Source organism: Planomonospora sp. ID82291 (assembly GCF_015711645.1).
GTDB lineage: Bacteria > Actinomycetota > Actinomycetes > Streptosporangiales > Streptosporangiaceae > Planomonospora.
Window position 1 is genome coordinate 809,638 of sequence record NZ_JABTEX010000002.1, and the last position, 14,273, is coordinate 823,910.

Below are 14,273 nucleotides of genomic sequence, written 5' to 3' on the forward strand. Positions count from 1 at the left end.
GGCCCATCTCTCGGGTCAGGTGCCGAGAGTACCGGCGTGCGGAAGGGCTCACGATCACGCCGGCCGGCCTTCTCCTGGGTCACTCGAAGGCCGCAGGACTCATCATGCAGGGCGGGGGGACCCGAGGGAACGACCCTTGCGCTTTCGTCGCCGCCCCTTGCCCACTCTTGACCGAGATCGACGACCTCGACCCGTCTGACCTGCGGTTATTCATTCGGCTGCGACACGGGACAATGGACGGGTGAGTCGAGTCATCGCGGGTGTCGCAGGGGGAAGAAGGCTGGCCGTGCCGCCGGGGAACCGGACCCGGCCGACGAGCGACCGGGCCAGGGAGGGGATCTTCTCCACGGTGGGCTCGCTGCTCGGGCCGCTGGACGGGGTCCGGGTGCTGGACCTGTACGCCGGGTCCGGCGCGATCGGGCTGGAGGCGCTGTCGCGCGGGGCGGCCCGCGCGCTGCTGGTGGAGTCCGACGCCAGGGCGGTCAGGACGATCAGGGAGAACATCGCCTCCCTCGGGCTGCCGGGCGCCGAGCTCGCCGCCGACCGGGTGGAGCGGGTGCTCGCCCGGGGCGCCGCCGAGCCGTACGACCTCGTCTTCGCCGACCCGCCCTACGCGGTGACGGCCGAGGAGGTCGACGCGGTGCTGGAGCGGCTGCGCGACGGCGGATGGCTCGCTGCGGACGCGCTGGTCGCGGTGGAACGGGAGAGCCGGGGGAAGGACCTGGTCTGGCCGGCCGGATACGAAGAGGAGAGGGTCCGTCGTTACGGCGAAGCGTCCGTTTGGTACGGTCGCGCCGCCGGGAATCCGTAAACCTGGGGGTCGCCTTGCGTCGCGTCGTCTGTCCGGGGTCCTTCGACCCCGTCACCAACGGTCATCTGGACATCATCGGCCGGGCCTCCCGGCAGTACGACGAGGTCGTCGTCGCGGTCCTGATCAACATCGAGAAGAAGAGCCTGTTCACGGTCGAGGAGCGCATCCAGATGCTGCAGACCGTGACGAAGGAGTACGGCAACGTGCGCGTGGACAAGTTCCACGGCCTGCTGGTGGACTACTGCAGGCAGCAGGAGATCCCCGCGATCGTCAAGGGCCTGCGCGCGGTCAGCGACTTCGACTACGAGCTCCAGATGGCCCAGCTGAACTACCGGATGTCCGGGGTCGAGACGCTGTTCATGGCGACCGGTCCCGAGGTGTCGTTCCTGTCGTCCAGCCGGATCAAGGAGATCGTCCGGTACGGCGGGAGCGTGGCCGGGCTGGTCCCCGACCTCGTCCAGGACCTCCTGGTCGAGCGGCTCAGGGGCTGACGGGGTCCGGGCGGCCCGCCGGCGCTCCGGTGCGCGGCGGGCGCTCCGGTGTGCGGCGGGCGAGGGCTCGCGAAGCAGGTCCGGACCCCTGGTATTCTCTTATTTCGGCCTTGCACGACGGCGGTGATTCGCCATGCCTGATGAGAGCGGAATGACTCTGCACCTTGACCCTCGCGCCCCCTGGGTGGTCTCCACCCACGAACTGGGGCGGCGTCCGGGGGCCATGAAGCAGCTGCGCCTGACTCTTCCGGCACCGGCGGAGACCGGCGTCGACATGATCGGCGTCCCCAGGGACGCCGATGTCGAGCTGGACATCCGGCTTGAGTCGGTCATGGAAGGCGTGCTCGTCACGGGCACGGCGCGGTCCCCGCTGCGGGGGGAGTGCGCACGGTGCCTGGAGCCGGTCACCTCGGAGAACGAGGTGTCGTTCCAGGAGCTGTACTTCTACTCGGCTGAGGATGCAGCCGAGGACGACCTCCTCCTCGACGGTGACCTGCTCGACCTCGAACCGGTGTTCCGCGACGCGGTGGTGCTCACACTGCCGCTGAGCCCGCTGTGCAGTGAGGACTGCGCCGGGCTCTGCGCGGAGTGCGGGGTCAGGCTGGCTGACGCCGGGCCTGGCCACGGGCACGAGGTGATCGACGCCCGCTGGGCGAAGTTGCAAGGTCTGGTTCCGGAACATAACAACGATCAGGAGAGCTGACGTGGCTGTCCCCAAGCGCAAAATGTCGCGGAGCAACACTCGCTCCCGCCGGTCGCAGTGGAAGGCCGCCGCGGTTTCGCTCGTGAGCTGCCCCCAGTGCCGCTCGCCGAAGCGCCCGCACATGGCGTGCCCGACCTGCGGCACCTACAACCGCCGTCAGGTGATCGAGCCCTCCGCCTGATCGCATTCTGACCGACGGACGCCGGCCGGGCGCGTTTCGCCCCCGGTCGGCGTCACCGTTCGCCCGCCAGTGCGATGGCGGTCCGCCCGCGGCCGTGGTGGACGCCGGGGTCCGCGACCACGCGTACCCTCCCGGCGCCCACCACGTCTTCGGAGTCTTCGGAGTCTCCGGACGATCCCTCGTCTCGCCTCTTCGCCATCGCGCATTCGATCGACCGTCGTGCGAGGAGAAGCAGACGTGGCACCAAGCGTGAAGCCCGTGGCCGTGGAGGCCGTCCGGGACGAGCTGGAAGAGGTCCTGGCCGTGCGGCTGGACGCGGCGATCCTGGAGCGGGCGCTGACCCACCGCTCCTACGCCTACGAGAACGGCGGCCTGCCCACCAACGAGCGCCTGGAGTTCCTCGGCGACTCGGTGCTGGGGCTCGTCGTCACCGACACCCTCTACCGCAACCACCCCGACCTGCCCGAGGGCCAGCTGGCCAAGCTGCGGGCCGCGGTGGTCAACATGCGCGCGCTCGCCGAGGTGGCGCGCGGGCTGGGACTGGGCAGGTTCCTGCGGCTCGGCCGGGGCGAGGAGGGCACCGGAGGGCGCGACAAGTCCTCGATCCTCGCCGACACCCTTGAGGCGCTGATCGGCTCGGTCTACGTGGACAAGGGCCTGGACGAGTCGTTCCGCGTCGTCCACCTGCTCTTCGATCCCCTCATCGCGCACTCGGCCTCGCTGGGCGCGGGACTCGACTGGAAGACCTCCCTGCAGGAGCTGACGGCCTCGGAGTCGCTCGGCGTGCCCGAGTACCACGTCGCCGAGAGCGGCCCCGACCACGCCAAGTCCTTCACCGCGGTCGTCCGCCTGGGCGGCGAGGAGTACGGCGCGGGCTCCGGCCGGTCGAAGAAGGAGGCCGAGCAGCAGGCCGCCGAGGCCGCCTGGAACCGCATCAGAGCCGACCGGGACGCGCGCGAGGCGAGCTGAGACGGCCGGCCGGAAGGGACGCGCATGCCCGAGTTGCCCGAGGTCGAGGTCGTCCGGCGGGGTCTGGAGCGCTGGATCGCCGGGCGGACCGTCGTCCGGGCCGAGGTGCTCCACCCGCGGGCGGTCCGGCGCCACGTTCCGGGGGCGGAGGAGTTCGCCGCCCGGCTGGCGGGCCGGACGATCGGCTCGGCCGAGCGCCGGGGGAAGTACCTCTGGCTCCCGCTGGACGGGTCCGACGCGATCCTGGCGCACCTCGGGATGAGCGGCCAGCTGCTGGTGGTCGAGCCGGACGCGGCCCCCGAGCGGCACCTGCGGATCCGGCTGGGCTTCGCCGACGGCGGCCCCGAACTCCGCTTCGTCGACCAGCGCACCTTCGGGCACGTGCTGGTCGCCCCGATGACCCTCCGGCCGTCGCGGTGGGTGCCGGAGCCCATCGCGCACATCGCGGCGGACCCCTTCGAGGACGCGTTCGACGACGAGCGCTTCGCCGTCGACCTGCGGCGCAGGCGGACCGAGGTCAAGCGGGCGCTGCTGGACCAGTCGCTGATCAGCGGGGTCGGCAACATCTACGCCGACGAGGCGCTCTGGCGGGCCCGGCTGCACGGCACGCGGCCCACGGACACGCTGACCCGGCCGAAGATCGCGGAGCTCCTGGCGGCCGCCCGCGCGGTGATGAGCGAGGCCCTGGCCGAGGGCGGCACATCTTTCGACAGTCTCTACGTGAATGTCAATGGCGAGAGCGGCTACTTCGAGCGGTCACTCGCCGTGTACGGCAGGCGCGACGGGCCGTGCCGGAGGTGCGGCACCCCGATCGTCCGGGAGGCGTTCATGAACCGCTCCTCCTACAGCTGCCCCCGCTGTCAGCCCGCCCCCCGGCGGTCCCGGAGGATGGGGTCATGACGGCGGTACGGCTGACCGCATGGGTCAGGGGCAGGGTGCAGGGCGTGGGTTTCCGCTGGTGGACACGGGCGCGGGCGCTGGAGCTCGGCCTGGTCGGCTGGGCGAGGAACACCGACGACGGCCGGGTGGAGGTCGTGGCGGAAGGGCCGGAGAAGGCGGCCGGCGAGTTGCTGGAGCTGCTCCGGGGCGGCGGCACTCCCGGCCGGGTGGACACGGTCGTGGAACGCTGGGGTGAGGCCAGAGGAAACCTATCCGGTTTCGTGGAGCGCTGACGCTTCCCTTGAAACGCCTTAATGGGGTACATTTAGCTGTCGAGAGTGCCCACAGGTGCATCCATGCGGAGTGTTCAACTTGACCGTCTCCCTCACCGGTGCGACTCTTGATAGGAACCACGCGCACCCCTCCCGCGGCAAGAAGTGCGCGAACCAGTCTGGTCACTCAGCGTGGAGGACCCTTAACCATGGCGAAGGCTCTACTCGGCCACGTCGGCGGTCCTGACCCTCGGATGGTCTCGGAGATGCGCCGCCTTCAGCAGCGCATCCGCGACCTCGAGGCAGAGCTCACCCGGCTCCAGGCCCAGAACGACGAACTCGCGGCAGGCAACCGCGAAGAGGCGTTCCCCCGCCTGCAGGATCGCGAGCCGGCTCTCACCTAGGGGCCTTTTCCTGAACCTTCGCCCATCGGGGGCGGCGGATCCGAGTCGGATCCGGCGTGGATGCGCGGGGGTCAGGAACGGGTTCCCGAGGCCGGCGCGGAGCACCATCTGTCCAGGGACGCCTCACCGGGGCGTCCCTCGTCATTTCCCTCTCCCGCGTCCTCAGACGTGGATGTGACGGGAGATGAAGGCAAGCTGCTCGGGCAGGACCCGGCGGCGGTAGGCGGCGTTGTGGCACCCGCCGGAGATCCCCCCCTCGGCGGTCGCGCCCAGCGCCTTCAGACCCTTCAACATCGTCTCGGTCTGCTTGGCCCAGCCGTCGCGGTCGCCGCAGCCCAGCCAGACGGGGATGTCCACCAGCTCGCGCAGCGGGGCCTGCGCCGTGGTGATGGCCGGGGCGACCGCCACGACCACGGCCACCTTCCCGGCGCCCAGCGCGGCGGCGAGCCGGAGGGCTCCGGCGCCTCCGGCCGACCAGCCCATCAGTCCGATCCTGCCGGTGTCGAGCCCGCAGTCGCGCAGGTAGGGCAGGAGCTGTCCCTCGATGTCCGCCGAGGGCCAGTCGTCGATCGAGGCCACCGCGAAGCGCCCGCCCCCCGCGGCCAGGTAGCGGTCCACCGCGTAGAGCTCGAACGGGGTCAGCGCGTCGCCCGCGGCCCCGTGCAGCATGACCACCACCGGGATCCTGCCCCGGGTGCCCGGAGGGATGCCGATCACCACCCTGCGGTCGTCCAGCGTGCTGCGCTGCAGCGTGCCCGGCGGCCCCGCCGGAGGGTCGGGCATCCTGCCGCACCTGATCTGCCCGTAGGCCTTCCGGACGCCGTCCGGACCGGCCATCACGGCGGTGACGCCGACGCCGAGCAGCGCCAGGCCGCCGGCGATCATAAAACTTCGTCTTTTGAGCGGATTTTCCCTGTTCTGGGGGGGTAGTGGCGCTCCCCGCTCGCCGCGCTCCACGTCCATGCAGGGCACCATAAGCCGTGCATGGGCGGGCGCGGGCGAAGAACGGTAGTCTTCCCCGCTAAGGGCCCGCCGGCGGCCCGGATCGTGCGCCGGTCCCGTGCGGCCCCGGGCTCACGGGGGCACCGGACCCCGGGCTGACCCGGGGGCACCGGAGGGCGCCGGCCCGGCCCGCGCACCGGGCGTCCGGCCGGCGATCCGCGCAGACCAGGGGACGAGGGGGTTTTCCGTGTATCTGAAGACCCTCACCCTGCGCGGCTTCAAGTCCTTCGCCTCGGCGACGACGCTCCGCTTCGAGCCGGGCATCACCGCCGTCGTCGGCCCCAACGGCTCGGGCAAGTCCAACGTGGTCGACGCCCTGGCCTGGGTCATGGGCGAGCACAGCGCCAAATCCCTGCGCGGCGGCAAGATGGAGGACGTCATCTTCGCCGGGACCTCCTCACGCGCCCCGCTGGGCCGCGCCGAGGTCACGCTCACCATCGACAACACCGACGGCGCCCTGCCGATCGACTACACCGAGGTCACCATCAGCCGCCTGATGTTCCGGGGCGGCCAGAGCGAGTACGCCATCAACGGCGACACCTGCCGCCTCCTCGACATCCAGGAACTGCTGTCGGACTCCGGCATCGGCCGCGAGATGCACGTCATCGTCGGTCAGGGCCAGCTCGACCAGGTCCTGCACGCCGGCCCCGAGGACCGCCGGGCGTTCATCGAGGAGGCCGCCGGGGTCCTGAAGCACCGCAAGCGCAAGGAGAAGGCGCTGCGGAAGCTGGACGCGATGCAGGCCAACATGACCCGCGTCCAGGACCTCACCACCGAGCTGCGCCGCCAGCTCAAGCCGCTGGGCCGCCAGGCGGAGATCGCCCGCCGGGCCGCCGTGATCCAGGCCGATCTGCGGGACGCGCGGCTGCGCCTGCTCGCCGACGACGTGCTCACCCTGCGGACCGCGCTGGAGCGCGAGGCGGCGGACGAGGCCGCGATCCTGGCCCGCCGCAGGGCCGTGGAGGCGGAGCTGGAGCAGGGGCAGCACGGCGAGACCGAGCTGGAGGCCGCCGAGGCCGAGGCCCAGCCGCGTCTGACCGCCGCCCAGGAGACCTTCTTCCGGCTCTCCTCGATCCGCGACCGGCTGCGCGGCCTGGCCGGGCTGGCCGCCGAGCGGCGCCGGCACGCCGCCGACACCGGCGTGGAACGGCGCGGGCGCGACCCCGAGGACCTCGAACGCGAGGCCGAGGAGGTCCGCGAGCAGGAACGGGTCCTGGCCGAGCTGCTGGAGCAGGAGCAGGAGGCGCTCGCCCGGGAGACGGCCCGCCGGGCCGAGGCCGAGGGGGCGCTCGCCGCGGAGGAGCGCCGGCTGGCCGCCGAGGCCCGGGCCGCGGCCGACCGGCGCGAAGGGCTCGCCCGGCTCCGGGGGCAGGTCGGCGCGGCGCGCAGCCGGACCGAGGCGGCCGCCGAGGAGATCGGCCGGCTGACCCGCTCGCTCGCCGAGGCCGAGCGCCGGGCCGCGCTGGCCCAGGCCGAGCACGACGGTCAGGAGCAGGCCGATCCGGCGGCCGACCCCGCGCTGGCCGAGGAGCTGGAGATCGCTCTGGGGGCCGTGGAGTCGGCAGGGCTGGCCGTCGAGGCGGCCGAGGCCGCGGCCGAGGAGGCGCGGGCGGCCGTCGCGGGCCCGGACGCGGAGCTGCGCGCGGCCGGGGCCGTCCTGGCGGACGCGCGCACCGCCGACCAGGAGGCGCAGCGCCGGGTGGCCGCGCTGGAGGCGAGGTTCGAGGCGCTGGAACTGAGCCTGGCCACGGGCACGGACGGCGGCGCGGCGCTGCTGGCCGCCACCGGTGAGCTCGGCGCCGGGGTGCTCGGCCCGGTCGCCACGATGCTGACCGTCCGGCCGGGCGCGGAGGCGGCCGTGGCCGCGGTGCTGGGCGCGGCGGCCGAGGCCGTCGCGGTCGGATCGCTGCAGTCCGCGGTGGACGCCATGGAGCTCCTGCGGGCCACCGGCCAGGGGCGGGCGTCCCTGGTCATCGCCGCCGAGGGGCCCTGCCCGCCGGCCGGGCCGGTGCCGCCGGCCGGGGCCGAGTGGGCCGCCGACCTGGTGACCGCGCCGGACGGCCTGCGGGCGGCCGTCGCCGCGCTGCTGGCGGACGTGCTCGTCGTCGACGACCTGCCCACGGCCCGCAAGGCGGTCGAGCAGCACCCCGGACTGCGGGCCGTCACCCGCTCCGGCGACCTGCTGGGCGCCTACGCGGCCCGGGGCGGCTCCGAGCCGGGGTCGTCGGCCCTGGCGGTGCGGGCCGCGCTGGACGCGGCCGCGGCCGACCTGGCCGAGGCCAGGGCGGCGGCCGGGCGGACCGCGGCGGTCATGGAGGAGGCGGCGCGGGCCGAGGAGGCGGCGCGGCTCGCCGTGGAGGCGGCCCGGACCCGGGCGGCGGAGGCCCAGACGGGCGTGCGGACCGCCCAGGCCGGGGTCAGCGCGGCGCAGACCGCGCTGGACGGGCTCCGGGGCCGGCAGCGCGACGCCGACCAGCAGGCCGCCGCGGCGGCCCGGCGGCTCGCCCGGCTGGGCGCGGCGGCGCAGGCGGCCCGCGACGAGTGCCTGCGACTGGCCGAGGGCGTGCGGGCCGCGGAGGAGGCGCGCGGGCGGGGCATGGCCGAGCTGGCCGGGCTGGAGGAGCGGCTGGCCGCGGCCACGGACGCCGTGGAGCCGGAGGACGAGCCGTCCACCGAGGTCCGCGACGAGCTGGCCGAGCTCTGCGCCGAGGCCCGGCAGGCCGAGATGGAGGCCCGCCTGGCCGTGCGGACGGCCGAGGAGCGGGTCAAGGGCATCGCGGGCCGGGCCGAGGGGCTGGTGCGGGCGGCCGAGCGGGAGCGCGAGGAGCGGGCCCGGGCGGCCGAGCTGCGGGAGCGGCGGCGCCGCCAGGCCGAGACGGCCGAGGCGGTCGTGCGGGGCGCGGAGCTGACCCTGCGCGCGCTGGAGGCCTCGATCGCCGCCGCCGCCGTCCAGCGCGACGAGGCCGAGCAGGCCCGCGGCCGGATCGACGCCGCGCTGCGGTCCGTCCGCGCCCGGGTCCGGGAGCTCTCCGCCGAGCTCGACAAGCTGGTCGACCGGGTGCACGGCAGCGAGATGGCCAGGACCGAGCAGCGGCTGCGCCTGGAGCAGCTGCAGACCCGCGCGGTGGAGGAGTACGGCGTCGAGCCGGACGTGCTCATCGCCGAGTACGGCCCCGGCGAGCCGGTCCCGTCGGCCGACGGCGAGCCGGTGCCGTACGACCGGCAGGAGCAGGAGAAGCGGGCCCGGGCGGCCGAGCGGCAGATGGCGCAGCTGGGCAAGGTGAACCCGCTGGCGCTGGAGGAGTTCGCGGCGCTGGAGGAGCGGCACGCGTTCCTCACCTCGCAGCTGGAGGACCTCAAGAAGACCCGCCGCGACCTGCTGCTGGTGGTCAAGGAGGTCGACGAGCGGGTCGAGCAGGTCTTCTCCGCCGCCTACGCGGACGTGGCCAGGGAGTTCCAGACGATCTTCGGCAGGGTCTTCCCCGGCGGGGAGGGCCGGCTGCTGCTCACCGACCCCGAGGACATGCTGACCACCGGGGTCGAGGTCGAGGCGCGCCCGCCCGGGAAGAAGGTCAAGCGGCTCTCGCTGCTGTCGGGCGGTGAGCGCTCGCTGACCGCGGTGGCGTTCCTGGTGGCCATCTTCAAGGCGCGGCCCTCGCCGTTCTACGTGATGGACGAGGTCGAGGCGGCCCTGGACGACACCAACACCCAGCGGCTGCTGACCCTCTTCGAGGAGCTGCGGGAGACCTCCCAGCTCATCGTGATCACCCACCAGAAGCGGACCATGGAGATCGCCGACGCGCTGTACGGAGTGTCGATGCGGGGCGACGGCGTCACCCAGGTGATCAGCCAGCGGCTGAAGGCCGACTCCTGACCCGGCGGGCACGACATCCCATCAGCGATCACTTCTCCCGGCCGACCGGCAGGGGCACGGTCTTTCGTCAGGACTCAAGGTCCAGGACACCGGAGTGCTCACCCGTCGGCGGCTACCACCAGGACTCTGCCGGATGGCTCGCTCCCAGAACTGATATAGGACACGGAACGTCCCGAACCTCGAAAGGTCGGACTAGCGCCGGTCGTCTGGGAAACTAGGCGGTTGTGGAGAGCTATCTCGGCCTGATCCTGATCATCGCCGCCGTCGTCGTGCTGACGGCGGGCGGCATGTTCCTGCTGTTCCGACAGGGACGGAAGGCGCCGCCGCCGGTGAGACCGCCGGAGGCGCCGCCGATCCCGGAGGAGGAGGGGCAGGCGCCGCCCCGGGGCGCCGTCATCGAGGACGAGGCGACGACCACCGTCCCGCCCCCGGCCCGGCCGGTGGAGGTCCCGGTCGCCCCGCCGGTCGAGCTCCCGCCGCCGTCCGCGGGCCGGATGGTACGGCTCCGCGCCCGGCTGGCCCGCTCCCAGAGCACCCTCGGCAAGGGCCTGCTGGAGCTGCTCTCCCGCGACCGCCTCGACGACGACGTCTGGGACGAGATCGAGGAGACCCTGATCACCGCCGACGTGGGCGTCGCGCCGACCCAGGCGATGGTCGAGGAGCTGCGCACCCGGGTGAAGGTGCTGGGCAGCAGGACGCCGGACGAGGTCCGCGGCCTGCTGAAGGAGCAGCTGCTCACCCAGATCGGCGCCGACACCGACCGCGCCCTGCAGGTCGCCAAGCACGGCGAGCGCCCGGCCGTCGTGCTCGTGGTGGGCGTCAACGGCACGGGCAAGACCACCACCACCGGCAAGCTGGCCCGGTCCCTGATCGGCGACGGCAACCGGGTGGTGCTCGGCGCCGCCGACACCTTCCGCGCCGCCGCCGCCGACCAGCTCCAGACCTGGGGCGACCGGGTCGGGGCCGAGGTGGTGCGCGGCCCCGAGGGCGGCGACCCCGCCTCCGTCGCGTTCGACGCCGTGGCCAGGGGCATGGACGAGAAGGTCGACGTCGTGATCGTGGACACGGCCGGCCGCCTGCACACCAAGACCGGACTGATGGACGAGCTCGGCAAGGTCAAGCGCGTCATCGAGAAGAAGGCCACGGTGGACGAGGTGCTGCTGGTCCTCGACGCCACCACCGGCCAGAACGGCATGCGCCAGGCCCAGGTGTTCGCCGAGGTCGTCAACATCACCGGCATCGCCCTGACCAAGCTCGACGGCACCGCCAAGGGCGGCATCGTCATCTCCGTCCAGCGCGAGCTGGGCGTCCCGGTCAAGCTCGTCGGCCTCGGCGAGGGCCCCGACGACCTGGCCCCGTTCGACCCCGAGGTCTTCGTGGACGCGCTGCTGGGCGACTGATCCCGTACCGGCGCGACGGGCCGCCTCCCCGGGGATCCGGCGGGGCGGCCCGTCGCGTTCCGGAGCGGCGGTCCCTTTCCCGGCGGTCCCTTTTTCGGCGGCCCGTTCCCCGGCGGCCCGGAGCGCCGCCCGCGCCGGGACGGGCGGGCGGCGCCGGCGGAGTGCGGGGACCGGAGGGGTCAGCCCCGGACCGCCGGCTGGCGCACCCCGATGGGGACGACCAGCGGGGTGCCCGCGACGGGGTCCTCGATGACCTTGGCGTCGAGGTCGAAGACCTGCGAGAGCAGCGATTCGGTGAGCACCTCCGCCGGGGCGCCCGCGGCGACGACCCTGCCGTCGCGCATGGCGACCAGCCGGTCGGCGTAGCGGGCGGCCAGGTTGAGGTCGTGCAGGACCATCACCACGGTGCGGCCCAGCTCGCCGTGGAGCCTGCGGACGAGCTCCAGCACCTCGACCTGGTGGGCCAGGTCGAGGAAGGTCGTCGGCTCGTCGAGCAGGAGCAGGTCGGTGCCCTGCGCCAGGGCCATGGAGATCCAGGCGCGCTGGCGCTGACCGCCGGAGAGCTCGTCCAGCGGGCGCTCACCCAGGTCGAGCAGGCCCGTCATGGACAGCGCCTCGCTCACCGCGGACTCGTCGTCGGACGACCACTGCCGGTACCAGGTCTGGTGCGGGTGCCGCCCCCGGGCCACCAGGTCGGCCACGGTCAGCCCTTCGGGGGCCGTCGGCGCCTGCGGGAGCACGCCCAGGACCTTGGCGACCTCCTTGGTGGGCATCCGGTCGATGCGCTTGCCGTCCAGCAGCACCTCGCCGCCGGAGGGCTTGAGCAGCCGCCCCAGCGCGCGCAGCAGCGTGGACTTGCCGCACCCGTTGGGGCCGATGATCGTGGTCACCGTGCCGGTCTCGACGCCGAGGTCGAGTCCGTCGACGATGACGCGATCGCCGTACCCGAGCCTGACGTCGACGGCTTGAAGTCTCATGAACGGGCCTCTCTGCGCACGCGGACGAGAAGATGGATCAGATAGGGGGCGCCGAGGACGGCGGTGACCACGCCCACCGGCAGTTCGACGGGGCTGAACGCGGTCCGCGCGACCAGGTCGGCGGCGGTGGTGAGCAGCGCGCCGGTCAGCGCGGAGACCGCCAGCGGGGGCTGGGCCGTACCGGCCAGGCGGAGCGCGATCTGCGGGGCGGCCAGGGCGACGAAGGCGACGGGCCCGGCGGAGGCCGTGGCGACCGCGGCGAGCAGCACCGCGGCGAGGATCATCAGGCCGCGCACGAGGTTCGTCCGCACGCCCAGCCCGGCCACCGTGTCGTCGCCGAAGCGCAGCGCGCCGAGCGAGCGGGTGCCGAGCAGGGCCAGCGGGACGAGCACGGCCAGCGCGAGCGCGACCGGATGGACGTGCTCCCAGCCCCGGCCGTGCAGCGAGCCGCTGATCCAGACCATGGCGCGGCTGCTGTCGTTGACGTCGCCGACGGTCAGCAGCCAGTACTTGACGTTGCCGAACACGGCGGTGACGCCGATGCCGACCAGGACCAGGCGGTAGCCGTCCAGCCCGCCCCGCCAGGCCAGCAGGTAGACGGCCAGCGCGCCGGCCAGGCCGCCCGCCAGGGCCAGGAGCGGGATGCCGAAGGTGACCAGGGCGCCGCTGGGGCCGCCGGCGGTGCTCCCCGCGGCCACGATGGCGGCGACCACGGCCACACTGGCGCCGGTGGTGACGCCGAGGACGTCGGGGCTGGCCAGCGGGTTGCGGGCGACGGCCTGGGTGATCGCGCCGGACAGCGCGAACGCCGCGCCGGCCAGCACGCCGGCCAGCGCGCGGGGGAGCCGGAGCTCCATCACCACGAAGTGGGCCGGTCCGTCGCCGGTGATCGCCCCGATCACCTCGGGCACCGTCATCGGCAGGTCGCCGATGCGCATGCCGAGCCCCATCAGCAGCAGCGCGGCGGCCAGCAGGACCAGGCAGACGGCCGTGGAACGCAGGCGCAGCAGCCACGAGGCGGGGCCGAGGCGGACCGGCCGCCCGTGCGGGAGCCGGACGCGGGCGGAGGAGGCCCCCGCGCCGCGGGGCGGGCCGACGGGCGGGCGGGCGGAGGAGGTTCCCGCGCCGGCGGGCGGGCGGGCGGGGCTGCGGGTCACAGGCGCACCGGCTTCCTGCGGCGGACGAGGGCGACGAAGAACGGCGCGCCGATGAGGGCGAGCACGACGCCGACCTCCAGCTCTCCGGGGCGGGCGACGACCCGGCCGACCACGTCGGACAGCAGGAGCGCGATCGCGCCGGCCAGCCCGGAGTACGGCAGGAGCCAGCGGTGGTCCGGGCCGGACAGGGGGCGGACCAGGTGCGGGACCATCAGGCCCACGAAGGCGAGCGAGCCGCAGGCCGCGACCGCGCCGCCGGTGAGCAGGGTGACCGCGGCGACGCCGACCGCGCGGGTCAGCGCGACGTTCTGGCCGAGGGAGCGGGCGACGTCCTCGCCCAGGGAGAGCGCGTTGAGGCCGGGGGCGTTGACGAGCGCCAGGACCAGGCCGGCGGCGATGAACGGCAGCGCCTGCCAGGCGGTCGTGGCGCCGCGCGCGGCGATGGACCCCGTCTGCCAGAACCGGAAGACGTCCATGGCCTGGTCGTCGGCGAGCACGAGGGCCGAGGTGAGGCCGTACAGGAAGGCGCTGACCGCGGTGCCGGCCAGGGCCAGGGTGACCGGGGTGGGCCCGCCGCGCCCGCCGGCCATGCCGAGCGCGAAGACGCCCACGCTGGCGGTCAGCGCGCCGGCCATGCCGAACCAGACGTAGGCGGACAGGTCGGTGACGCCCAGGACCGTGATGCTCAGCACCATCGCGAACGCCGCGCCCTGGGTGACGCCGAGCAGTCCGGGGTCGGCCAGGGGGTTGCGGGTGTGGCCCTGCATGAGCGCGCCCGCGACGCCGAGCGCGACCCCGGCCAGGACGCCGAGCGCGGTCCGGGGCACCCGCAGCGAGCGGACGATGATGTCGCTCTCGGTGCCGGTCGGCCCGGTGAGGCCGCGCCAGACGTCGGCGAGCGGGACGGACTTCGCGCCGATCATGATGCTCAGCACGACCGCCGCGGCGAGCGCGGCGGACAGCCCGGCCAGGACGAGCAGGAGGCGTCCCCGGCGGACCCGGAGCGTCCGCGCGCGATCGGGGGACGGCGGCCGCGCCGCGGCTACCGCTGTGCTCACCTGCGCCCCTCTCGTTCGCCGGTCGTTTGCCGGAACGGCTCCGAGTATGCCAGTTTAGGCATGGCTAAGCTAAATAAGGTTAGCCTTGCCTTTGC

14 protein-coding genes are annotated in these 14,273 nt (G+C 73.9%); 10 read left to right on the plus strand and 4 right to left on the minus strand.

The annotated features are described in order from the left end of the window. Positions 1 to 241: 241 nt before the first annotated feature. The 8 genes from rsmD to HS045_RS14660 all read left to right on the plus strand — a co-directional run bounded on the left by rsmD (position 242) and on the right by HS045_RS14660 (position 4,710). Positions 242 to 811, plus strand: a complete 570-nt coding sequence (gene rsmD / locus HS045_RS14625) for a 16S rRNA (guanine(966)-N(2))-methyltransferase RsmD (protein ID WP_196451902.1) — start codon at positions 242 to 244, stop codon at positions 809 to 811. A gap of 14 nt (positions 812 to 825) precedes the next feature. After that, positions 826 to 1,302 carry a pantetheine-phosphate adenylyltransferase gene (gene coaD, locus HS045_RS14630; RefSeq protein WP_196451903.1) on the plus strand — a complete coding sequence of 159 codons (477 nt, stop codon included), beginning with the start codon at positions 826 to 828 and terminating at the stop codon, positions 1,300 to 1,302. Positions 1,303 to 1,453: 151 nt separating this feature from the next. Then, positions 1,454 to 2,005: a DUF177 domain-containing protein gene (locus HS045_RS14635; RefSeq protein ID WP_196451904.1), complete on the plus strand. Its 552-nt coding sequence runs from the start codon at positions 1,454 to 1,456 to the stop codon at positions 2,003 to 2,005. A gap of 1 nt (position 2,006) precedes the next feature. Beyond that, the gene (gene rpmF, locus HS045_RS14640; protein WP_068926486.1) at positions 2,007 to 2,186 is read left to right on the plus strand and encodes a 50S ribosomal protein L32; all 180 of its coding nucleotides are present in this window, start codon (positions 2,007 to 2,009) and stop codon (positions 2,184 to 2,186) included. Positions 2,187 to 2,450: 264 nt separating this feature from the next. Next, on the plus strand, positions 2,451 to 3,155 hold the full coding sequence (rnc, locus tag HS045_RS14645; protein WP_307827601.1) for a ribonuclease III: 705 nt from the start codon (positions 2,451 to 2,453) through the stop codon (positions 3,153 to 3,155). 24 nt (positions 3,156 to 3,179) lie between these two features. Further along, entirely contained in the window at positions 3,180 to 4,055 is an 876-nt protein-coding gene (mutM, locus tag HS045_RS14650) for a bifunctional DNA-formamidopyrimidine glycosylase/DNA-(apurinic or apyrimidinic site) lyase (RefSeq protein ID WP_196451906.1), read from the plus strand. Beyond that, positions 4,052 to 4,327 carry an acylphosphatase gene (locus HS045_RS14655; protein WP_196451907.1) on the plus strand — a complete coding sequence of 92 codons (276 nt, stop codon included), beginning with the start codon at positions 4,052 to 4,054 and terminating at the stop codon, positions 4,325 to 4,327. The genes mutM and HS045_RS14655 overlap by 4 nt, the downstream gene beginning before the upstream one ends. Positions 4,328 to 4,515: 188 nt before the next feature. Next, positions 4,516 to 4,710: a hypothetical protein gene (locus HS045_RS14660; protein ID WP_068897566.1), complete on the plus strand. Its 195-nt coding sequence runs from the start codon at positions 4,516 to 4,518 to the stop codon at positions 4,708 to 4,710. A gap of 162 nt (positions 4,711 to 4,872) precedes the next feature. Here the strand turns inward: HS045_RS14660 and HS045_RS14665 are convergent, their stop codons facing one another. Continuing rightward, positions 4,873 to 5,595: a hypothetical protein gene (locus HS045_RS14665; RefSeq protein ID WP_196451908.1), complete on the minus strand. Its 723-nt coding sequence runs from the start codon at positions 5,593 to 5,595 to the stop codon at positions 4,873 to 4,875. Between the two features lie 304 nt (positions 5,596 to 5,899). Here HS045_RS14665 and smc point away from each other — a divergent pair, with 304 nt between their 5' ends. Together smc and ftsY are read left to right on the plus strand one after the other, a co-directional pair. Further along, positions 5,900 to 9,586 (plus strand): chromosome segregation protein SMC, encoded by a 3,687-nt coding sequence (smc, locus tag HS045_RS14670; protein ID WP_196451909.1) that lies wholly within the window; start codon positions 5,900 to 5,902, stop codon positions 9,584 to 9,586. Between the two features lie 224 nt (positions 9,587 to 9,810). After that, on the plus strand, positions 9,811 to 10,986 hold the full coding sequence (ftsY, locus tag HS045_RS14675) for a signal recognition particle-docking protein FtsY (protein WP_307827526.1): 1,176 nt from the start codon (positions 9,811 to 9,813) through the stop codon (positions 10,984 to 10,986). A 179-nt stretch (positions 10,987 to 11,165) separates the two neighbouring features. Here ftsY and HS045_RS14680 read toward each other — a convergent pair whose 3' ends face one another. The 3 genes from HS045_RS14680 to HS045_RS14690 are packed head-to-tail and all read right to left on the minus strand — an operon-like array spanning position 11,166 to position 14,178. Further along, positions 11,166 to 11,963, minus strand: a complete 798-nt coding sequence (locus HS045_RS14680) for an ABC transporter ATP-binding protein (protein WP_196451910.1) — start codon at positions 11,961 to 11,963, stop codon at positions 11,166 to 11,168. Beyond that, the gene (locus HS045_RS14685; protein ID WP_196451911.1) at positions 11,960 to 13,120 is read right to left on the minus strand and encodes an iron chelate uptake ABC transporter family permease subunit; all 1,161 of its coding nucleotides are present in this window, start codon (positions 13,118 to 13,120) and stop codon (positions 11,960 to 11,962) included. The genes HS045_RS14680 and HS045_RS14685 overlap by 4 nt, the downstream gene beginning before the upstream one ends. Continuing rightward, a complete protein-coding gene (locus HS045_RS14690) occupies positions 13,117 to 14,178 on the minus strand; it encodes an iron ABC transporter permease (protein WP_196451912.1) in 1,062 nt (353 codons plus the stop codon). The genes HS045_RS14685 and HS045_RS14690 overlap by 4 nt, the downstream gene beginning before the upstream one ends. Positions 14,179 to 14,273 lie beyond the last annotated feature (95 nt).